Source organism: Dermacoccus sp. Tok2021 (assembly GCF_019895135.1).
GTDB classification, from domain to species: domain Bacteria; phylum Actinomycetota; class Actinomycetes; order Actinomycetales; family Dermatophilaceae; genus Dermacoccus; species Dermacoccus abyssi.
The window spans coordinates 82,430-102,921 of sequence record NZ_JAGTHU010000008.1 but is presented as its reverse complement, the minus strand read 5'-3'; the positions used below and the strand labels follow the sequence as shown (position 1 = coordinate 102,921).

At 68.1% G+C, this 20,492-nt stretch carries 16 protein-coding genes; 1 reads left to right on the top strand and 15 read right to left on the bottom strand.

What is annotated here, in order from left to right:
• Positions 1–363: 363 nt before the first annotated feature.
• Positions 364–1,101: a TIGR03936 family radical SAM-associated protein gene (locus K9D12_RS06660; RefSeq protein ID WP_223059741.1), complete on the bottom strand. Its 738-nt coding sequence runs from the start codon at positions 1,099–1,101 to the stop codon at positions 364–366.
• A 49-nt stretch (positions 1,102–1,150) separates the two neighbouring features.
• On the opposite strand from K9D12_RS06660, the gene K9D12_RS06655 reads away from it, so the two are divergent.
• Complete coding sequence (locus K9D12_RS06655; protein ID WP_223059740.1) at positions 1,151–2,446, top strand: MFS transporter; 1,296 nt, start codon at positions 1,151–1,153, stop codon at positions 2,444–2,446.
• A 22-nt stretch (positions 2,447–2,468) separates the two neighbouring features.
• Here the strand turns inward: K9D12_RS06655 and K9D12_RS06650 are convergent, their stop codons facing one another.
• From K9D12_RS06650 to K9D12_RS06585, 14 genes are all read right to left on the bottom strand, one after another.
• Complete coding sequence (locus K9D12_RS06650) at positions 2,469–3,524, bottom strand: hypothetical protein (RefSeq protein WP_223059739.1); 1,056 nt, start codon at positions 3,522–3,524, stop codon at positions 2,469–2,471.
• Positions 3,524–5,527 carry a TIGR03960 family B12-binding radical SAM protein gene (locus K9D12_RS06645; RefSeq protein ID WP_223059738.1) on the bottom strand — a complete coding sequence of 668 codons (2,004 nt, stop codon included), beginning with the start codon at positions 5,525–5,527 and terminating at the stop codon, positions 3,524–3,526. The genes K9D12_RS06650 and K9D12_RS06645 overlap by 1 nt, the downstream gene beginning before the upstream one ends.
• An 86-nt stretch (positions 5,528–5,613) precedes the next feature.
• The gene (locus K9D12_RS06640) at positions 5,614–6,681 is read right to left on the bottom strand and encodes a low specificity L-threonine aldolase (protein WP_193643128.1); all 1,068 of its coding nucleotides are present in this window, start codon (positions 6,679–6,681) and stop codon (positions 5,614–5,616) included.
• Complete coding sequence (locus K9D12_RS06635; RefSeq protein WP_223059737.1) at positions 6,678–7,358, bottom strand: SDR family oxidoreductase; 681 nt, start codon at positions 7,356–7,358, stop codon at positions 6,678–6,680. The genes K9D12_RS06640 and K9D12_RS06635 overlap by 4 nt, the downstream gene beginning before the upstream one ends.
• A complete protein-coding gene (locus K9D12_RS06630) occupies positions 7,351–8,787 on the bottom strand; it encodes a DUF6421 family protein (protein ID WP_223059736.1) in 1,437 nt (478 codons plus the stop codon). Before K9D12_RS06630 ends, K9D12_RS06635 begins: the two co-directional genes overlap by 8 nt.
• 162 nt (positions 8,788–8,949) lie before the next feature.
• Positions 8,950–10,785 carry a long-chain fatty acid--CoA ligase gene (locus K9D12_RS06625; protein ID WP_370633467.1) on the bottom strand — a complete coding sequence of 612 codons (1,836 nt, stop codon included), beginning with the start codon at positions 10,783–10,785 and terminating at the stop codon, positions 8,950–8,952.
• 65 nt (positions 10,786–10,850) lie between these two features.
• Positions 10,851–11,951: a rod shape-determining protein RodA gene (rodA, locus tag K9D12_RS06620; protein ID WP_225911000.1), complete on the bottom strand. Its 1,101-nt coding sequence runs from the start codon at positions 11,949–11,951 to the stop codon at positions 10,851–10,853.
• Positions 11,952–11,967: 16 nt separating this feature from the next.
• Complete coding sequence (locus tag K9D12_RS06615; RefSeq protein ID WP_193643123.1) at positions 11,968–12,918, bottom strand: bifunctional riboflavin kinase/FAD synthetase; 951 nt, start codon at positions 12,916–12,918, stop codon at positions 11,968–11,970.
• Positions 12,919–12,927: 9 nt separating this feature from the next.
• Complete coding sequence (locus K9D12_RS06610) at positions 12,928–14,028, bottom strand: HoxN/HupN/NixA family nickel/cobalt transporter (protein WP_223059734.1); 1,101 nt, start codon at positions 14,026–14,028, stop codon at positions 12,928–12,930.
• A 94-nt stretch (positions 14,029–14,122) separates the two neighbouring features.
• A complete protein-coding gene (gene truB / locus K9D12_RS06605) occupies positions 14,123–15,052 on the bottom strand; it encodes a tRNA pseudouridine(55) synthase TruB (protein ID WP_370633466.1) in 930 nt (309 codons plus the stop codon).
• Positions 15,049–15,483, bottom strand: a complete 435-nt coding sequence (gene rbfA / locus K9D12_RS06600) for a 30S ribosome-binding factor RbfA (RefSeq protein WP_047312022.1) — start codon at positions 15,481–15,483, stop codon at positions 15,049–15,051. Before rbfA ends, truB begins: the two co-directional genes overlap by 4 nt.
• Before the next feature lie 165 nt (positions 15,484–15,648).
• Complete coding sequence (locus K9D12_RS14835) at positions 15,649–16,749, bottom strand: SAM-dependent methyltransferase (RefSeq protein ID WP_223059733.1); 1,101 nt, start codon at positions 16,747–16,749, stop codon at positions 15,649–15,651.
• A gap of 349 nt (positions 16,750–17,098) precedes the next feature.
• Entirely contained in the window at positions 17,099–19,987 is a 2,889-nt protein-coding gene (infB, locus tag K9D12_RS06590; RefSeq protein ID WP_223059732.1) for a translation initiation factor IF-2, read from the bottom strand.
• A gap of 81 nt (positions 19,988–20,068) precedes the next feature.
• Positions 20,069–20,461: a YlxR family protein gene (locus K9D12_RS06585; protein WP_052947049.1), complete on the bottom strand. Its 393-nt coding sequence runs from the start codon at positions 20,459–20,461 to the stop codon at positions 20,069–20,071.
• Positions 20,462–20,492 lie beyond the last annotated feature (31 nt).

Here is a 20,492-nt window from a genome sequence, read left to right as displayed (position 1 = left end):
GTGTGCCACAGAAAGGCCCGTTTGGCCTTGCACGCGCCGCGGCGCGGATGAAGCAAATCGCCGTCTCGGGTCGTGACCCGCAACGACGGAAGTCGTCTTCTACGTGGATCGTCGGCTCGCGCATCGCGCGGCACCGAACGTCACGCCGCAGCCCCTCGCGGTCGGCAGCTTCGCAGTGTGTGCGTCGGCCACCCTCGCTCCGGACGGCTTCGGGTGAGGTGCGGCTCGCGCCGTCGTCCCCCACGTCCCGTCGGCGCGGTCGGAAGGTTCTGCGGGTTCGCCGCGAGTTCTGTGAGACTCACGCGAACCACAGGCATTATCGCACAGGTCGTCACCGTGCGGCCCACTCGCCACGCGAGGACATCATTGCTCGAACGGGTCTCCGACCGTGTTGCCGGGCTCCAGAGTGCCCTGCGCGAGGCGGGTCATGAGCGGCGGGCGCGGAACGACGAGTTCCGTGAGTTCACCGATGCCCTTGAGCACGTCGTTGGGTCGCACGGCGGGCGTGGTGTGCTGGATCGTCATCGTCCACCGGGCGATCTCGGCACCGGCGTCGGAACGAACCCCGACGACTTCGGAGGTGAGGACGGCCTGGCGGACGTCGAACTCGCGCACGCCCGACTTCGTCATGCGCGTGACAAGCAGCTCGGTGCGCGTCATCAACGCGTCGACGGCTTCGGTGAGGGTCTCGAGCGGGATGCCCTCGAAGTCGAGTTGCCAGACGCTGGCCTGGAGCAGATCCGCGAGCGCACCCGGTGCGGCTTCCACGACACGCAGGACCGCGAGATCCGTCGGCAGTGACTCGTCGAGTGCCTCACGAAGCTTCTCGACGTCACACACCTGCGTCAGTTGGAGCTGGAAGTACTCCGACTCGGACGCCGTTCCCGTCGGGGCAGCGTTGGCATAGGAAATACGCGGATGAGGGTGGAAGCCGGCGGAGAAGGCCATCGGCACGCCCGCGCGACGGACCGCTCGCTCGAGCGCGCGCTGAAAGTCGCGTGTCGAGGAGAAGCGCAGGCGCCCACGCTTGGCGTAGCGCACGGACACCTTCTGCACTGCCGGTGCAGGAGGTGGGCCTTCGGGAACTCGCTGACGTGCCACGAGTGAGAAGCCTACCCGTGCTCGCGTCGAGCGCCTCTACCATGCGTTCATGACGCAGCCGATGCGCCCGCGCGCACCGCGGCTCCACCCCGCTTGGATCGTCGCGGGCATCACTTTCATCACAGCGATCTCCGCCGCCGGTTTCCGTTCGGCACCGAGCGTCATGATGCATCCGCTCCACGAGGAGTTCGGGTGGTCGATGGGCCTCATCGGCTCCGCCGTGTCGGTCAATCTCCTCTTCTACGGCCTCACTGCTCCGTTCTCCGCCGCGGCCATGGAGCGTTTCGGCGTCCGCGCGGTCGTGGTGGCCGCGCTCGCCCTCATCGCCGCAGGCGCCGTGCTGCCGGTGTGGATGACGCAGCCGTGGCAGCTCATCGCGTGCTGGGGCGTGCTCATCGGCCTCGGCGCCGGCGTCATGTCGATGTCGCTCGTCGCGACGGTGAGCAACCGGTGGTTCGAGAAGCGCCGCGCCACCGTCTCGGGTGTTCTGGCCGCCGGGGCTGCCACGGGTCAGCTCATCTTCCTGCCGATCACGGCGCAGCTCACCGATGCGTCGGGCTGGCGCTCGGCCACCGTCGCCATCGGTGCACTGGCGCTCGTCGCGATCCCGCTCGTGCTGTGGCGGATGCGCAATCACCCCTCCGACCTCGGCGTCAACGCCTACGGCGTTCCGGCCGACGAGCCCGTGCGCACTCCCCCACCGGTTTCCACGGGCGCCGCCCGACTCGCGCTCTCGTCCCTCAAGGACGCGTCCGCCCGTCCGGCGTTCTGGATCCTGGCCTTCACGTTCGCCGTGTGCGGCGCGACGACGAACGGCCTTGTCGGCACCCACTTCATTCCGGCAGCCATGGATCACGGCATGGCCGGCACAGCCGCCGCGAGCCTTCTCGCGCTCGTCGGGGTGTTCGACATCATCGGCACGGTCTTCTCGGGATGGCTCACCGACCGCGTCGACCCAGCGCTGCTGCTCACGATCTACTACGCGGGCCGGGGACTGAGCCTCATCGTGCTGCCCATGCTCTTCACCGACGACGTGAAGCCGAGCATGTTCGTCTTCATCCTCTTCTACGGCCTCGACTGGGTGGCAACCGTGCCGCCCACCATTGCCCTGTGCCGCGCGTACTTCGGCCCGGAGCGAGGCGCCATCGTCTTCGGCTGGGTCTTCGCGAGCCACCAGATCGGGGCGGCGATCGCCGCGACGGCCGCGGGCATGGTGCGCGACGAACTCGGCACCTACACGTGGGCCTGGATGGTCGGGGCCGTGCTGTGCGGACTCGCGGCCGTGGCATGCCTGGGCATGGTGCGTCGGGGTCGCGTGCCGAGCGACATCACCGTCCCGGCCTGATCCGGGTGGGCCGCCTCGGCCGTCAGTGGAAGATGCGGGTGAGCACGGCCGTCGGGCCTTCGATCGGGCCCTTCGTGAGCGGTTCGCGCGGAACGGCCGAGCGCCACAGGAGAGGAAGGACAAGTCCGAGAGCCGTGAGGATCGCGACGTTCGCCCAGCTGTCGTCGGGCTGACCTGGTGCGTACGAGCGTACGTACCAGGCGAGGTAGCCGATCTGTACAACGTAGACGCTGAGCGTCATGGCACCCGCGACGGAAAGCAGCGGGATGTCGACGTGGTCGGGAGCGAGCCCGAGCCAGACGCCCGAGATACCGACGACGAGCAGCGCGCAGAAGGCGACCTCGAGGTGCGTGCCGCTGTAGGGCTCGAAGTCGATGCGGCCGGCCTCCTTGGCGAGCATCAGCCCTGCAGCCAGGAGGAGCGAGAAGGCGCCTGCTACCGCGATGTGCCAATTGAGGCGAACCGACGACATCGCTCGCCAGAGGATGATGCCGATGCACGTGAAGACGAGGAGCGTCGTCAGGCGATAGTGGGTGCCGGTGAAGACCACATTCCACAAACGCGCACCGACCTGGTCGCCCCGGACGGCAGCCTCGGCCGCCTTCGAGCCGAACGACTCCATGAAGTAGGGGGTCGAAGCCCACAGCGCCGTCGCGACACCGGCAAGCGCCGTCACGGGAAGTCGAGCGAGCAACGGAGCCAGAAGGGTCGGCAACGCGAGGTAGAGCAGGACGATGTCGACCTGGGCTCCCCACGTCTCCAGCCACAAACCGAGAGCGACCAGCACAGCGGCGCGAATGCCGGCGCGCACGAACGCTGCCGGGAGCCCGCGGCTTCCTCGGTCGCCCAGTTCGGCGCCGATGCCGATGAGAAGAGCGAACAGCGGCGCCGTGGCGAACTCCGTCAGGTTGAACAGGCGCAGCGGCCCGGGGCTCGGAGCGCAGTGCGCCACGAACATCGCGATGAGGACGAGTCCGCGCAGACTGTCGACGCGGGTGTCACGGCCCCTGACGCTCGCCGGAGCTCGACGTGCGCGTCCGGAGCGTCCTCGCCGGGACGCCCTGGAGCGTGTGGCCATCAGTGCGAGTGCTCGGCTGACGCCAGCTTCTTGGCTCCCGAGCCGAGAACGGTGAGTGGCAGCAACGTCTTGCCCGTGGGGCCGATCTGGATGTCGGTGTCCATCTGCGGGCACACGCCGCAGTCGAAGCACGGCGTCCAGCGGCAGTCGTCGACCTCTTCCTCGTCGAGGGCGTCCTGCCAGTCCTGCCAGAGCCATTCCTTGTCGAGGCCGGAGTCGAGGTGATCCCACGGGAGCACCTCGAGTTCGCCGCGCTCGCGCGTGGTGTACCAGTCGACGTCGATGGGGTCGTCCATCTCCGCGAAGACGCGGGCGGCCTGTTCCATCCACCGCTCGTAACTGAAGTGTTCGCTCCAGCCGTCGAACCGGCCGCCGTCACGCCAGACCGCCTCGATGACCGAACCGATGCGGCGGTCACCGCGGCTGAGCAGCCCCTCGACGATGCCGGGCTTGCCGTCGTGGTAGCGCATGCCGATGCTCGAACCGAACTTCTTGTCGGAGCGGATGGCGTCCTTGAGCTTCTTGAGGCGCTCGTCGGTCTCCTCCGCGGAGAGCTGACCGCACCACTGGAACGGCGTGTGCGGCTTCGGGACGAAGCCACCGATGGAGACGGTGCAGCGGATGTCCTTGCGACCCGAGACCTGGCGGCCCGTCTCGATGACGCGCTTGGCCATGTCGGCGATCTGCAGGACGTCCTCGTCCGTCTCGGTGGGAAGCCCGCACATGAAGTACAGCTTCACCTGACGCCAGCCGGCGCCGTAGGCCGCTGCAACCGTGTTGATGAGGTCGTCCTCGGAGACCATCTTGTTGATGACCTTGCGGATGCGCTCGCTGCCGCCCTCGGGCGCGAACGTCAGGCCGGAGCGTCGACCGTTGCGGGTGAGCTCGTTGGCGAGGTCGATGTTGAACGCGTCGACGCGGGTCGAGGGCAGGGACAGACCCGTCTGGGTGCCCTCATAACGGTCGGCCAGGCCCTTGGCGAGATCACCGATTTCGGTGTGGTCGGCGGAGCTGAGGGACAGCAGGCCGACCTCCTCGAAACCGGTTGCGGCCAGGCCGTTCTCGACCATCTCGCCGATACCGGTGATGGAGCGCTCGCGCACCGGGCGGGTGATCATGCCTGCCTGGCAGAAGCGACAGCCGCGGGTGCAGCCGCGGAAGATCTCGACGCTCATGCGCTCGTGCACCGACTCGGCCATCGGTACGAGCGGCTGCTTCGGGTACGGCCACTCGTCGAGGTCCATCACCGTGTGCTTCGAGACGCGCCACGGCACGCCCTGCGCCTCCTCGGTGAGGACGACGCGCTGGATGCGCCCGTCGGGCAGGTAGTCGACCTGGTACATCGACGGCACGTAGACACTGCCGGTACGCGCGAGCTCGAGCAGGAGGCCACGGCGTCCGCCGGGCTTACCGCTGCTCTTCCACTCCTTGATGATGTCGGTGATGAGGAGGACGGCCTCCTCGCCGTCACCGACGACGGCGGCATCGATGAAGTCCGCGATGGGCTCGGGGTTGAAGGCCGAGTGCCCGCCCGCGAGGACGATGGGGTCGTCGAGACCCCGCTCGTTCGCGTGCATCGGGATACCCGCGAGATCGAGCGCCGTCAGCAGGTTCGTGTAGCCGAGCTCGGTGGAGAACGAGACACCCAGCACGTCGAAGTCGCGCACGCTGCGGTGACCGTCGACGGTGAACTGCGGAACGCCGGATTCGCGCATGAGCGTTTCCATGTCCGGCCACATCGAGTACGTGCGCTCGGCGAGAGCGTCGTCGCGCTCGTTTAGCACTTCGTAGAGGATCATGACGCCCTGGTTGGGCACGCCCACCTCGTAGGCATCGGGGTACATGAGCGCCCAGCGGGTGGTCAGCTCCTCACCCTCGGGGCCGTAGCCGCCGCAGTTCCAGTCCTTGAGTTGGGCGTTGAGCTCGCCGCCGACGTACTGGATCGGCTTGTTCACCTGCTCCAGCAGGGGCTCAAGGTCGTGGAAGAGGGACTCACCAGGCATGTTTCAAGAATAGGTGCGCCCACGGACAACCCCAAAAGGTTGCCGTGGGCGCGCCTGTCGCGTGAGTGCGACGGCCCGCCGGACGGTCAGCCGGTGGTTGCCTCAGCGATGGCGGCGACGAACGCGTCCACGTCGGTCTCGCTCGTGTCGAACGAGCACATCCAGCGCACCTCGCGGCGCGCCGCGTCCCAGTCGTAGAACCGGAACTTCTCGCGCAGGACGTCGGCCACACCTTCGGGCAGCACCGCGAAGTTGCCGTTGACGTACGTGTCCTGGGTGAACTCCACACCCTTGATGGAACCGTCCGCGAGACCGGCCTCCACGCCGTCGCGCAGACGACGCGCCATCGCGTTGGCGTGACGGGCGTTCTCGAGCCACAGCTCGCCCTCGTACAGGGCGATGAGCTGCGCGGCGACGAACCGCATCTTCGACGACAGCTGCATCGTGTACTTGCGCACGTACGGCAGGCCTTCGGCTGCCTCCGGGTTGATGACGACGACCGCTTCGGCGAGCATCGCACCGTTCTTGGTGCCACCGAGGCTGAGGACGTCGACGCCGGCGTCCGTCGTCATCTCGCGCAGACTGACGCCGAGGGACGCCGCTGCGTTCGACAGCCGCGAGCCGTCGAGGTGCAGCTTGAGGCCGAGCGAGTGGGCGTGGTCGGCGAGCGCCTTGATCTCCTTGACCGTGTAGAGCGTGCCCAGCTCGGTCGACTGCGTGATCGAGACGACGCCGGGCTGCGCGCGGTGCTCGTCACCGAAACCCCATGCCTCGGTGTCGACGAGCTCCGGCGTCAGCTTCCCGTCGGGCGTCACGACGTTGAGGATCTTGAACCCGCCCACGCGCTCCGGGGCACCGCCCTCGTCGACGTTGATGTGCGCCGTCGTCGCAGCGATGACCGCGCCCCAACGCGGCAACATGGCCTGCAACCCGACGACGTTCGCGCCGGTGCCGTTGAAGACGGGGAACGCCTCGACGTCGTCACCGAAGTGACGGGCCATGACCTCCTGTAGCCGCGCCGTGTACACGTCGGCGCCGTAGGCCACCTGGTGTCCGCCGTTCGCCGCCACGAGGGCTGCCATGACGTCCGGGTGCACCCCGGCATAGTTGTCCGAGGCGAAACCGCGCTCGTTGAGGTCGTGCTCCGTCTTCACGCCTGACTCCCGGTGAGGTGGATGATCTGGTCGTTCACGTCGGCCGCGTCGCCCGCGAAGTCGGTGACCACGGCGTCGGCGAGCGATTCTTCCAGACCGTCCAACCCCTTGACGCGGTAGATCACCGCGGCACCGGAGAGGTCACGTCCCTCGTCACGCGCTGCCTTGGTGAATCCATGTGCGAGGGCCCGCGTCCAGGCTTCCGTCGCGGCCTTGACCGCGGCGTAGTTGGCACCACCGGCGAGCGGGCGCTTGAGCGCCGCGCTGGACACGACGGCCACCCGGCCCCGGCTCGAGGCCTGCAGGTCGGCGTCGAAAGCGCGGGAGACGAAACGCAACGCGGTGAACGAGTTCTCGAGGAACCGGTAGTCGGCCTCACTCTGACCGGCGAGGCCTCCCCCGCCGCGCCACCCACCGACGAGGTGGACGAGTCCGTCGATGGGGCCCACCTCGGCGTGCACGCGCTCGGTGAGGCTCGCGACGTCGTCCTCGCTCGCGAGGTCCGCGGTGATCGTCACGGTGCCCGGCACGGCTTCGCGCAGCGCAGCGAGCTTGTCATCACTGCGACCGACGGCGACAACGCGCGCCCCGGCACCGGCCAGGGCGCGCGCCATCACCTCGCCGCTGGTGCTCGTGGCACCCGCGACGAGCACCGTCAGGGAATTCAGATCAGACATCCTTGCCCGTCATCCCGCTCGTGGAGAGGATCACCGGCTGCATCTTGCGGTTGAAGGCCTCGTAGAACATCGACAGCGGGAACTCGTCGTCGAGCACCGTGTCGGTGTAACCCTTCGGCGGACCGGCGAGCACCTCGTCCGGCAGACCCTTGGCCCATGCGGACGCCGGGTGCGGCGTGAGCACGCCGCGAATGAGGTCGTACGCGGCGAGCCAGTGCGTCACCTTGGGACGGTCGATCGAACGCCAGTAGAGGTCGTCGATCGCGTCACCGAGTTCGACGACGGCGGCCGGCACGGCATCCCAGTCGAACGCGAGCGACGTGTCGGTCCAGTGAAGGACGCCCTTCTGGTGCAGCCACGCGAAGATCAGCTGCCCGCCGAGGCCGTCGTAGTTGCGCGTGCGGTCCCCCGTGATGGCGAAGCGGAAGATGCGGTCGAAGAGCACGGCGTACTGCACGAGTCCGGCGTGGTCGAGCATCTCCAGCTCATCGTCGGAGAGGCCGAAGCCCTCGTCACGGCGAGCGGCGAGCTTCTTCTCCAGCGCGACGGACTCACGGTAGGTCGTGAGGTCGCAGCGCAGTTCCTCGAGGGAGTACAGGAAGTACGGCATGCGCTGCTTGATCATGAACGGGTCGAACGGAAGGTCACCGCGCATGTGGGTGCGGTCGTGGATGAGATCCCACATGACGAAGGTCTTCTCCGTGAGCTCCTGGTCCTGCGCCAGGCGCTCGGCGCCCTCCGGCAGTTCGAGGCGCGTCACGTCCGCGGCAGCCTTGAGCACCGTGCGGAAGCGCGCTGCCTCGCGGTCCTGGAAGATCGCCCCCCAGGTGAACGTGGGCGCCTCGCGCATGGCCACCGTCTCCGGGAAGAGCACGGCCGAGTTGGTGTCGTAGCCGTCGGTGAAGTCGAGGAAGCGCAGCGAGACGAAGAGTCGGTTCGTGTACGCGCGCTCGAGGTCCTCGATGAAGCCGGGCCAGATGACCTCGGTCAGGACGGCCTCCATGTGACGGTTCGGCGAGCCGTTCTGGGTGTACATCGGGAAGACGACGAGGTGCTGCAGCCCGTCGACGCGGTTTTGCTGCGGCTGGAACTCGACGAGCGAGTCGAGGAAGTCCGGCACCCCGAAGCCGCCGTCACGCCAGCGCTCGAAGTCGACGACGAGCGCACGCAGGTACGCGTCGTCGTGAGCGAAACGCGGGCGCAGCGTCTCGACGGCATCGACGAGGACGGTGACGTCCTGGCGAGCCTGCTCGTGGTGGGCCGCATCCGGAATCGAACCGTCCTTGACCTGCACGCTCGCGATGCTGCGCGCGGCCTCCTTGAGGCGCTTCCAGGCCGCACTGTTCTCCACAGCGCCGTCTTCGACGACCTCGGGCTCCCCAACGATCTCCTTGTGCTCACGGTTTCGGAAGGTCGTGTCGACGGACATGGAAAACCTCCAATCGAGGAGTTGCGGCCGCTGGACCCACCCCGGGTCGATGTAAGCGGCGAACGTAGCTGACGGCTCTAACATTAGCCGAAGGTGTGCCGCCTCACACAGACGAACGACCCGGTCCGATGCGGACCGGGTCGTTCGTCTTGAGGGTGCTGATCAGTCGGTGTAGAGGCCGTCCAGATCGCCCTTGAACTTCTCGACGACGACGCGACGCTTGAGCTTGAGGCTCGGCGTGATCTCACCCTCCTCGATGGAAAGGTCGCGCGGCAGGATGATGAAGCGCTTGATCTGCTCCCAGCGGTTGAGCTGCAGGTTCATCTCGTCGACGTAGCCCTGCACCATCTCGCGGCAGGCGTCGCTCGTGACGATGTCGCGGTAGCTCTTGCCGGCCATGCCGTTCTTCTCGGCCCAGCCCGCGATGGCCTCCTCGTCGAGCGTGATGAGGGCGGAGACGAACTTGCGACCGTCACCCTCGACCACGAGGTTGGAGGCGTAGGGGCACACGCCCTTGAACATTGCCTCGATAGCACCCGGCGAGACGTACTTACCGTTCGAGGTCTTGAACAGGTCCTTCTTGCGGTCGGTGATGCGGATGTGGCCGCTCTCGTCGATCGCACCGATGTCACCGGTGTGGAACCAGCCGTCGACGAGCACGCGACTCGTCTCCTCCTCGAGGTTCCAGTACCCCTGCATGACGCCCGGGCCCTTGACGAGAAGCTCGTCGTCCTCGCCCAGCTTGAACTCGGTGCCCGGCAGCGGCCATCCGACGGTGCCGGCCTGGTTGGCGCCGAGGTAGGGGCGGTTGACCGAGGCCGCAGCAGACGACTCCGACAGGCCGTAACCCTCGAGCACCGGCATGCCGACGGCGGAGAACCACAGCGCGACGTCCTTGTTGAGGGCCGCCGAACCGGAGATGAAGTAGCGGATCTGCCCACCGAAGCGGTCGCGGATCTTCGCGAGGACGAGCTTGTCCGCGAGCTTGTACTTCGCCGCAAGGGCGCCGCTCGGCTCGTGTCCCTGGGCGCGGGCCTCGGCCACCTGCATGCCGACACCGACCGACCACTTGTAGAGCTTGAGCTTGACGCCGCCGTCGGCCTCCATCATGCCGTTGATGCGGGCGTAGACCTTCTCGAAGATGCGCGGCGCAGCGCCCATCCACGTCGGCTTCGTCTCGGGCAGGTTCTCGACGATCTTGTCGACGCGACCGTCGACGACCGTCGGGAAGCCGACCTGCATCGGCAGGCACAGAAGCATCTTGCCGAACACGTGGGCCAGCGGGAGCCACAGGTACTGCACGTCGTCGGAGTTGAGCAGCCCGGTCGAGTCGACGGCGGCCGCCTCGTACGCCCATGCGGAGTGCGGCAGACGCACGCCCTTGGCCGGGCCGGTCGTTCCCGACGTGTAGATGAGGGTGGCGAGGTGCTCGGGCTGGATGCCCTCCATGCGCTCCTCGACGACGTTGGGCTCCTTGGCGAGCAGTTCCTCACCGAGCTTCTGCAGGTCGTCGAGGGTGATGACCCAGTCGCCGTCACCCTCGCCGTCGAACGTGACGACCTTGACGATCTCACCGATCTGGTCACGACCCTGGCGCAGCTTGTCGACCTGCTCGGCGTCCTCGGCGAAGACGATGCGCGAGCCGGAGTCGGTGAGGATGTGGACGACGTCCTTGAGCTGCGACGTCGGGTAGACGGTGGTGGTGGCGGCACCGGCCAGCATGGTGCCGAGGTCGGCGAGCACCCACTCGAGGCGCGTCGACGAGGCAATGGCGACACGCTCCTGGCCTTCGATGCCCAGGGAGATGAGACCGGCGGCGATCGCGCGCACGTCCTTGTCGGTCTGCGCCCACGTCATCGACTTCCAGGCGCCGTCCTTGGCGAAGCGGAAGCCCTCCTCGTGCGGCGTCTTCGCGACACGCTGCGTGAACAGGTGAGCGACGGAGCGTGCCCGGTTGTCGAGGATGCTCCGATCGAAGGTCTCGTCAGCTTTGTTCATGACCATGGTGTGCCCTCCAGAGGTTCGGCGCCGGCAGTTACCCGCGGGTTCACATCGTGTTTTCCTCACGATATGCGACGGCGCGATGCCGCATGGACGTTTCCGACGAGCCCGACCGCGATCCAACAGGAGAACATGCTCGAACCGCCGTAGGACACGAACGGCAACGGCACACCGGTGACGGGCATGAGCCCCAGGTTCATCCCGATGTTCTCGACGCTCTGGAAGAGGAACCAGCCCGCGATCGCTCCGCACAGGATGCGGCCGAAGGCGTCCCGCGAGCGGATGCCGATGACGAGCGTCCGCACGACGACGAACATCTCGAGGGCGACGATGCCGAGCGCACCGACGAAGCCGAGCTCCTCCCCTGCGACGGAGAAGACGAAGTCGGTGTACTGGAAGGGGATGAATCCACCCTGGGTCGAGCGGCCCTCGAACAGCCCCTGACCGAACCAGCCGCCCGAACCGATGGCGAGCTTGACCTGCGCGACCTGATAACCGATGCCCGACGGGTCGGCCTCGGGCCGCCAGAACGCGAGGAGCCGGTCGCGTTGGTACTGAGCGAGCAACGGCGTCGTGAAGGCGAGGACCGCCACGGCCACGGCGGCGGCGAACAGCCAGGCGAAGACCCGCGCACGAAGCCCCGCGACTGCGAACGCGGAAACCGCCATCGCGGTGACGACGAGCGCCGAGCCGAGGTCCGGCTGCGCCATGATGAGCGCGAGCGGAACGGCCGCGAGACCGAGGCCGACACGGACGTCACGCCGGGCGAGCGCGCCCCTCACCTGATCGGTGTCGGCGAGCGCTGACGCGAGGGCAAGGCCGAGAGCCACCTTGGCAATCTCGGCGGGTTGGACGGAGAAACCCGGCAGCTCGATCCACGATCGCGAGCCGTTGATCGTGCTGCCCAGTGGACTGAGGACGGCGAGGAGTCCGAGAACCCCGGCGAGGTAGGCCAGCGGAACGGCAGCCCGCAGCGTGCGAGCGTCGAGGCGCAACACGGCAAACGCCAAAGCCATACCGACGGCGACGTTGAGTGCTCCGCGGACGGCAAAAGAGCTTCCGCTCGTCGTGGCCGTTGCCGACCATGTGAGCAGGATGCCGACGAGGCTCAGGCCCGCCGCGGCAACGAGCAGGCCGAGGTCGAGGTGCGCGAGGTCGCGCAAGCCCCGACCGCGTCGTTCACGAGCAGCCAAGGACAGGGCGTGAGGCGGCGACGTCGGCGTGCATCTGTTCGATGAGTTCGTCGATGGAGTCGAACTTTACGTTGCCGCGCAGGCGGCCGACGAACTCGATGGCGACGCGTTCGCCGTACAGCTCAAGGTCGTCGCGGTCCAGAACGTAGGCCTCCACCGTTCGCTCCGGAATGTCGAAGGTCGGGTTGGTGCCCACGGAGATCGCGGCCGGCAGCCGGTACTCGGGGTGGTCCTGCGGCAGTTCACGACGCACGAGCCACCCGGCGTACACGCCGTCGGCGGGTACGACGCCGTCGGCGTCACGGGCGAGATTGGCGGTCGGGAAACCGAGCTCGCGGCCCCGTTGGAAGCCCTTGACGACCTCGCCGACGACGCAGTGGTGACGCCCGAGCACGTCGGCGGCCTCGTCGACCTTGCCCGCGGCGAGCAACTCACGCACCTGCGTCGACGACCAGCGGACGCCCGGGCCGACGTCGTCGAGCGCGACGACGTCGAAGCCGAACTCCTGGCCGAGTTCGCGCAGGGTGTCGATGTCACCGGAGTTCTTGATGCCGAAGCGGGTGTCCTTGCCGACGACGACGGCGCGGGCGCCGAGCGCGTCGACGAAGGTGCCCTCGACGAACTCGCGGGGCGTTTCGGCGGCCAGTTCGCGGGTGAACGGCATGACGACGACGGCGTCGAGGCCGCGCTGTTCGAGCAGATAGAGACGGTCTTCGAGGCCCGTGAGCAGCTCAGGCGCACGGTCGGGGTGCAGGACCGCGAGGGGGTGCGGGTCGAACGTCACCGCAACCGTCTTGGCGTCATGCTTGGCTGCCTGCTCGTGGAGCTCGGCGATCACCGCGGCGTGCCCTTGGTGGACGCCGTCGAAGTTTCCCAGGGTGACGACGGTGGGACCGAAATCGGTCGGCAGGTCGGAAGGATCACTCAGGCGCAACACTCGCCCACCTTAGCCGTTGACGCCGAGCTCGCGCTCATCGATACGTGCCAGGCGCCACACCGCCACGGCGAGCAGCCACGTCACGACGAAGAGCCCGACGATGACGTATCCGACCTCGTCGAGCGGGATCGCGCCGAGCCACGCCACCGGCCCGCTCGTGATGCCCCACTTGTCGCTGACGACAGAGGCGAGTTCGATCGTGCCGATGACGAGGGCGACGACGACCGAGAGGCCGGTGACGGTGACGTTGTAGTACAGGCGCCGCAACGGCTTGGCGAAGGCCCAGTCGTAAGCACGCGTCATGAAGACGCCGTCCGCGGCGTCGAGCAGGCTCATGCCCGCGGCGAAGATGACGGGCAGGGTGAGGATGGCGTACCAGGGCAGGGCGAAGGCCGCCGCTCCGCCGGCGAGGACGAGCAGCGAGACCTCGGTCGCCGTGTCGAACCCGAGGCCGAAGAGGAAGCCGAGCGGGTACATCTGGGCCGGCTTGGTGATCGACTTCGTCGCACCGCGGAAGAAGCGCGCGAAGAAGCCACGGCCGTTGAGGTGTTCCTCGAGGGCGACCTCGTCGAGGTGACCACGACGGGCCCGACGCCAGACGCGCACGATGCCGATGAGGCTCACGAGGTTGAGGATGCCGATGAGCCACAGGAAGCTGCCGGAGACGGTGGGCCCGAAGATGCCGAGCCACCGGTGCAGGCTCGAATCGTCGTCGGCCACCGGTCCGGCGATGGCCTTGACGCCGAGGGCGAGCAGGAGGCACATCGTGAAGACGACGCTCGAGTGGCCGAGCGAGAACCAGAAGCCCACGCTCACCGGTTTGCGATCGCGCCCGTCGTTGAGGAGCTTGCGTGTCGTGTTGTCGATGGCCGCGATGTGGTCGGCGTCGAAGGCGTGGCGCATCCCGAGCGTGTAGGCCGTGATTCCGAGCCCGATGCCGAAGACCTGGCCCCGTCCGTCGGTGCCGAGATGGAGGTTCTGGGGCGCCACGATGAGCGCGATCACACCCCAGCCGAGCACGTGCAGGAGGGCGACGAAAGCCGTCATCCCCAGGATCGAACGCCGCTCGGCGGCATTGAAGCCTTTCCACCAGGTGGGGAGCTTGGACACGGTGGCCTCTCGGGTGACGGTGCGAAACCTGAGCATCGTACGCCCGGAGCACCGACTGTTGCGACGGCGTCGCAGAAACCGGCTGGCCGGTGGATTACTTCGGGAAGGTGACCCGGGATTTCGCCTTCGGGGTGCTCTCGTCGAGGATCGCCGCGAGGCGCCCGTCGGGGGCGATGGCGGCCACGGTCTCGGCGCGCTCCGGTGCCGAGGCGATGCGCTGGCCGAAGGTCAGCGCCCGCTCCTCGTCCTCGGTGACGTGATGAACGGCGAAGGCGTCTGCGGCCGCATCCGCCATCGGGATGACGCTCGGGGCCCGGCCGGCGTCGACCTCGGTCGAGATGTCGTCGAGGGTGCGGGCAGCGTCGAGCGTGAAGGTGCCGACGCGGGTACGGCGCAGGGCCGTGAGGTGGCCGCCCACGCCGAGGGCGGCTCCGAGGTCACGTGCGAGGGCACGCACATACGTGCCCGAGGAGACCTCGACGACGACATCGACGTCCACGACGCGCGTGGCACCATCGGCACTCGTTTCGCGCACCTCGAGAACATCGAAGCGGCCGACCGTGACGGGGCGGGCGGCGAGTTCGACGTCCTCTCCCCCACGCACCCGGGCGTAGGAGCGCTTGCCGTCGACCTTGATGGCGCTCACGCTGCTCGGCACCTGGTCGATGTCGCCGGTGAGTTCGGCGACAGCAACGCTGAGGGCCTGCTCGGTCACGACCTCGCGCGTGGCACCGGGCGCATCGACGACATCACCTTCGGCGTCGTCGGTGACGGTGGACTGCCCGAGCCGGATCGTGGCCGTGTACTCCTTGTCGCAGCCGACGAGGAAGGTGAGCAGCTTCGTCGCGCGATTGACGCCCACGACGAGCACGCCGGTCGCCATCGGGTCGAGGGTGCCGGCGTGCCCGACCCGGCGCGTGTTCGCGAGGCGTCGCATCCGGCCGACGACGTCGTGCGACGTCCATCCGGCCGGTTTGTCGACGACGAGGATGCCGTCGGGTGTCTGCGGTCGCGCGTCGTTCACTGCTCGTCCGCGGCCTCGGGCTTCTTGTACGGGTCGGCCTCGCCGGCGAACGCAGCCCCCTGCGAGGACCGCGCGAGTTCCTCGTCGCGGGCGCGCGCCTTGGCGAGCGCGTCCTCGAGGTGAGCGGCGCCCTCGGGCAGGGCGTCGGGGAAGAACTCGATCGTCGGCGTGAGGCGGATGCCGAGACCCTTGCCGACGTGGCTGCGGATGCGACCGCGGTTGTCGGCGAGCGCCTCGGCGGTGGCGGCGCGCTCGGCGTCCGAGCCGAAGACGGTGTAGAACACCGAGGCGTTCTGCAGGTCGCCCGTGACACGCACGTCGGTGATCGTGAGGAAGCCCACCCGCTCGTCCTTGAGACGGAACTCGACGAACTCGGCGACGAGCGACTTGATGCGGTCAGCGACCTTGCGGGCGCGAGCCTGGTCGGCCATGGGATCCTCCTTGAGCCGGGCGACGTTTTCGCCCCAACCCTATGTGATGTGTCGGCGCGTGAGCACCGTGGTTTTCGCGTGTGTGGCAGCTGCCTGCTCCGGCGTTTCGCCGGGCAACAGCCGTGGCGCGGCGGGCTGTCGCGCACGCCGTCGCCCCGGCGTGCGTCAGCCCTTGCGGGCGACCACGATGTCGCGGTCGATCGAGGCGTCGACGCGGTGACGGAACGCGTCCTCATCGAGGCCGGCGGCAGGCGCGCCTTGGCCGTGGACGACCGAGAAACCATGCGCGTCGAGCACGTCGGCGAGTTCGCCGGGCTTCACGACGTGGCGGTTGTAGGCGAGGCCGACCGTGCCGCCCGTGCGCAGGGTGTCGTGCCAGGACGGCAGCGCTCGCTCGAGGAGCTGCACCGGGGAACGGTCCAGCTTGTCGCCGTGGGAGCCGTGCTGGACGCCGTAGGGCGTGTCGGCGACGACGACGTCGACGCTCGTCCTGCGCATGACACGCCCGAGCCTGGTGGTGTCGACGTTGAGGTAGGTGACCTGTTGGGTGCGTCCGGCCTTCCAGTCTTCCTTCGTCGGTGCGGTCTCGAGTTCGAGCGCACGCCCGAGCGTCTGGCCTTCGCGGCGCACCTGGCTGGCATCGATCTCGTGCTTGAGGCGGTGGGAGCGAAGCCACGTCGTGATGAACGCCTGGTAGGCCTCGAAGTCCTTCTTGTCGAGGTCGACGCCGGTGACGTCGATACCGCGCAGGAGGCAGGTGTTGAGGGTGGTGCCGCGACCGCACATGGGGTCGAGCACGTGGAGGGAGCCGTCGAGCAGCGCCTGCGGGCGCTTTGCGAGCGCAGTGGTGACGTTGAGCAGCAGGTGGGTGAACTGCTCGTTCGTCTTGCCCTGGTACTTCTGGATCGTGACGAGGTCGTCGCTGTAGGGGCGACGACGTTCGAGGGCCGTCGGACGCAGCAGCCCGTCGGCCGAACCGAAGAGGGCGAAGGCGCCGCTGGCCTCGCTCACGACGCGGGTGAGCAGGTCGTCGTCGCCTTCGATGTTGAGGTAATCGACTCCGGCGACGGTGACGGGTCGTACGCGGGCGTCCAGGTCCAAAGCGTCGGCCATGACCGTGATCTCCGCGGCGTTGAGGCGCGCGGCGTCTCCGGCGTAAACGCGGTTCGACGAGGGTGCGAGAAGCAGGAGGCGCCCGTCGGGCGCGGTGTCGAGCGATGAGCGAAGCTCGGGCTGGGTCTCGTCGGCGGCGTTCTCGGAATTCACGGGCTCCAGTGTGCCGCAGTGACAACCCCTCCCCCGAATCAGCGGCGTTCCAGCCAGGCGACGAAGGTCCAGGCTGCGGGAGCTCAGATCTCCAAGTCGAGAGTGCGGAACGCGGCCACCATCGAACGGAGATGCGACTTTAGAAGCCCACATGCGGAAAGCCCAACACTCCCCATGACCGAACCACGCTGGAAGCGGACTCCGCAGAGCAAGCGAAAGCCCTCACGACCCCGAGCTTGCGAGGGGTGGTGAGGGCTTTCGCTTGTGATGCGGCCCGAAGGGCTGTCGCACCGAGGCTGAATCCCGAGCTTGCGAGGGATTCAGACCGGAAGACGGCCCAAGGGAGCGGCTAGTCCCTCGGCTTCTCCCGCATTTCGTACGTCGTGATGAGGTCTCCGACCTGGACGTCGTTGTGCGAGCCCAGGTTGATACCGCACTCGAAGCCTTCGCGGACCTCGGTGACGTCGTCCTTGAAGCGACGCAGACCGGCGATCTCGAGGCTTTCGGTGATGACGACGCCGTCACGCGTGATGCGTGCCTTGGAGCCGCGCTTGATCTCACCACTGCGCACCATGGATCCGGCGATGTTGCCGAACTTGGACGATCGGAAGATCTCGCGGATCTCGGCGGAACCGAGCTCGTGCTCCTCGTACTCCGGCTTGAGCATGCCCTTGAGGGCCTGCTCGATCTCGTCGATCGCCTGGTAGATGACCGAGTAGTAGCGGATCTCGACGCCTTCCTTCTCGGCGTATTCGGCGTTCTGGCCTTCGGCGCGAACGTTGAATCCGACGATGATGGCGTTGGAGGCGACAGCGAGGTTGATGTTGTTCATCGTGATCGCGCCGACACCACGGTCGATGATCCGCAGGTCCACGTCGTCGCCGACGTCGATCTGCAGCAGCGCGTCCTCGAGTGCTTCGACCGAACCCGACACGTCACCCTTGAGGATGAGATTGAGGGTTTCGACCTTGCCGGCAGCGAGCTGCTCGTTGAGGTCCTCGAGGCTGATGCGCTTGCGAGCCTTGGCGAGCGAGGCCTGCCGGTCTGCCGCTTCACGCTTCTCGGCGATCTGACGGGCCGTGCGGTCGTCCGGGGCCACGATGAACGTGTCACCGGCGCGCGGCACGGAGGCCAGACCCGTGACGAGCACGGGACGGCTCGGGCCGGCTTCCTGAACGTTCTCGCCGTGCTCGTCGAGCATGGCGCGAACGCGTCCGTAGGCCTGGCCGGTGACGATGGCGTCACCGACGCGCAACGTACCGGACTGCACGAGAACCGTTGCGACGGCACCGCGACCACGGTCGAGGTTGGCCTCGATCGCGACACCGCGGGCGTCCTTGTCCGGGTTGGCGCGCAGGTCGAGCGCGGCGTCGGCGGTGAGCAGGACGGCCTCGAGGAGGCTGTCGATGTTCTGCCCCTGCTTGGCCGACACGTCGACGAACATCGTCTCGCCGCCGTACTCCTCGGCGATGAGGTTGTACTCGGTCAGCTGCTGACGCACCTTGGCCGGATTCGCGCCGTCGGCGTCGATCTTGTTGACCGCCACGACGATCGGAACGTCGGCCGCCTGGGCGTGGTTGAGCGCCTCGATCGTCTGCGGCATGACGCCGTCGTCGGCCGCGACCACGAGGATGGCGATGTCCGTGACCTTCGCACCACGGGCACGCATGGCGGTGAATGCCTCGTGACCGGGGGTGTCGATGAAGGTGATGGGACGGTCGACGCCCTCGTGCTCCTTGTGGACCTGGTAGGCACCGATGTGCTGCGTGATGCCACCGGCCTCGCCCTTGCCGACGTCCGCGTTGCGGATGGCGTCGAGCAGGCGCGTCTTACCGTGGTCGACGTGACCCATGACGGTGACGACCGGGGGACGCTGCTCGAGCATCTCGTCGTCCTCGCCCTCGGCCTCTGCCTCGAGGTCAATGTTGAACTGGGAGAAGAGTTCCTTCTCCTCGTCCTCCGGCGAGACGACACGGATGTCGTAGCCGAGCTCGGCACCGAGCAGCTGGAACGTGTCCTCGTCGAGCGACTGCGTCGCCGTGGCCATCTCACCGAGGTGGAACAGCACGGTGACGAGGCTCGCCGGGTTCGCGTCGATCTTGTCGGCGAAGTCCGTCAGGGACGCACCGCGGCGCACCTGGATGACGGTCGAACCGTTGCCGCGCGGGACGCTGACGCCGCCGATCGACGGAGCCTGCATCTGCTCGAACTCTTGACGCTTCGCGCGCTTCGACTTACGACCGCGGACCTTGCTGCCGCCGCGACCGAAGGCACCCTGGGTGCCGCCGCGACCACCGGGGCCACGACCGCCACCGCCGGGACGACCGGCGAAGCCGCCGGGACGGCCGCCGCCACCGGGGCGACCTGCGCCACCACCGCGGGCCGGGCGTTCGCCCGGACGCGGAACGGCAGCCTGCGACGGCATCATGCCCGGGTTCGGGCGCGGTGCGCCGGAGCCACCCGCGGGACGGGGGCCACCTGCACCGGCCGGACGCGGACCGCCCGCACCAGCGGGACGGGGACCGCCCGGACCGGCCGGACGCGGACCGCCCTGACCCTGACCACGGTTGCCGGGACGCGGCATGCCCTGGCTGGGCGCGAACGGGTTGTTGCCCGGACGCGGGGAGCCGCCTTCGCGGCCGCCGCCACGACGATCGCCCTGCGGACGCTCGCTGCGGCCCATGCCCTGGCTCGAGCTGAACGGGTTGTTACCCGGACGCGGAGCACCGGGGCGCGGGCCGGGACGGCCGGCACCGGGACGCTCGTTGCGAGCGGGCGCGGTCGGAGCCGGCTTCGGCGCTGCAGGGCCGGGCTTCGCACCGGGAACCTTGGGTGCCGGCGCCGGCGTTGCAGCCTCCGACTTCGGCGTCGCGGGCTTCGCCTCGGCGGGCTTGGGAGCCTGGGCCTCGCGCTTGGGCTCCGGCGACGGCGTGGGAGCCGGGGTCTCGGCCTTCGGCGCAGGCTTGGATGCCGGTGCCTTCGGGCCCGGCTTGGGGGCGCCCGGCTTCGCCGCGGACGGCGTTGCCTTCTTCGCGGGCGCGCTGGACTTGTCGTCCGCGGACTCGCCGCCTGCCTTCGTCGGCTTCGGCGGGTTCTCCTTGATCTTGCGCACCACGGGCGCCTCGATCGTGGAACTTGCGGACTTCACGAACTCGCCTTGCGCCTTGAGATGCGCAAGGAGTTCCTTGCTTTCGACTCCGAGCTCTTTGGCGAGCTCGTGGACTCGAACCTTGGCCACGTTTCTCCTGTCGGTTTTCGACGGACCGCCAAGGCTTCGAGCCCGGCAGACCGTCAGTTGAGGGTGCTCATCGCTGAGAACTCATCGGGTGCTCATAGCGTCAAACCCGCTTTCGGTCACTGTCGTGGAAGTCCCCCTGCGGGTCCTTCCGGTGTTTTCGTCGTCGTACGACGTGGAACGAATCTCCCGTTCCACCTGTTCCGCCAGCGCGTCGGTGGAAACCGCCGATCGCAGGCGAAGTGCCCGTCCCCAAGCGCGGCGGGTCGTGGCCTGGGAAAGGCACGTCTCGTCGGCGTGGAGCCACGCTCCCCTGCCCGGCATCGCCTTGCGCGAGTCGAGTACCAGGACGGCATTCTCATCGCACACGATGCGCAGCAAAACGGAACGGCCGCCCTTGCCCCGGCATCCGATGCAGGTGCGCTGCGGTTCGGACTTCCGGGAGAGCTCGACATCCGTGTCGGTCACGTTGATCACGTCGCCAACCTTCTGTCTGTCACCGTTCGCC

What these genes read in the sequence shown, in the direction of transcription:
- K9D12_RS06630 (WP_223059736.1), bottom strand. Translation starts at nt 8,787, where the DNA reads ATGTCCGTCGACACGACCTTCCGAAACCGTGAGCACAAGGAGATCGTT.
- K9D12_RS06655 (WP_223059740.1), top strand. Translation starts at nt 1,151, where the DNA reads ATGACGCAGCCGATGCGCCCGCGCGCACCGCGGCTCCACCCCGCTTGG.
- K9D12_RS06635 (WP_223059737.1), bottom strand. Translation starts at nt 7,358, where the DNA reads ATGTCTGATCTGAATTCCCTGACGGTGCTCGTCGCGGGTGCCACGAGC.
- rbfA (WP_047312022.1), bottom strand. Translation starts at nt 15,483, where the DNA reads ATGGCCGACCAGGCTCGCGCCCGCAAGGTCGCTGACCGCATCAAGTCG.
- K9D12_RS06650 (WP_223059739.1), bottom strand. Translation starts at nt 3,524, where the DNA reads ATGGCCACACGCTCCAGGGCGTCCCGGCGAGGACGCTCCGGACGCGCA.
- K9D12_RS06625 (WP_370633467.1), bottom strand. Translation starts at nt 10,785, where the DNA reads ATGAACAAAGCTGACGAGACCTTCGATCGGAGCATCCTCGACAACCGG.
- K9D12_RS06645 (WP_223059738.1), bottom strand. Translation starts at nt 5,527, where the DNA reads ATGCCTGGTGAGTCCCTCTTCCACGACCTTGAGCCCCTGCTGGAGCAG.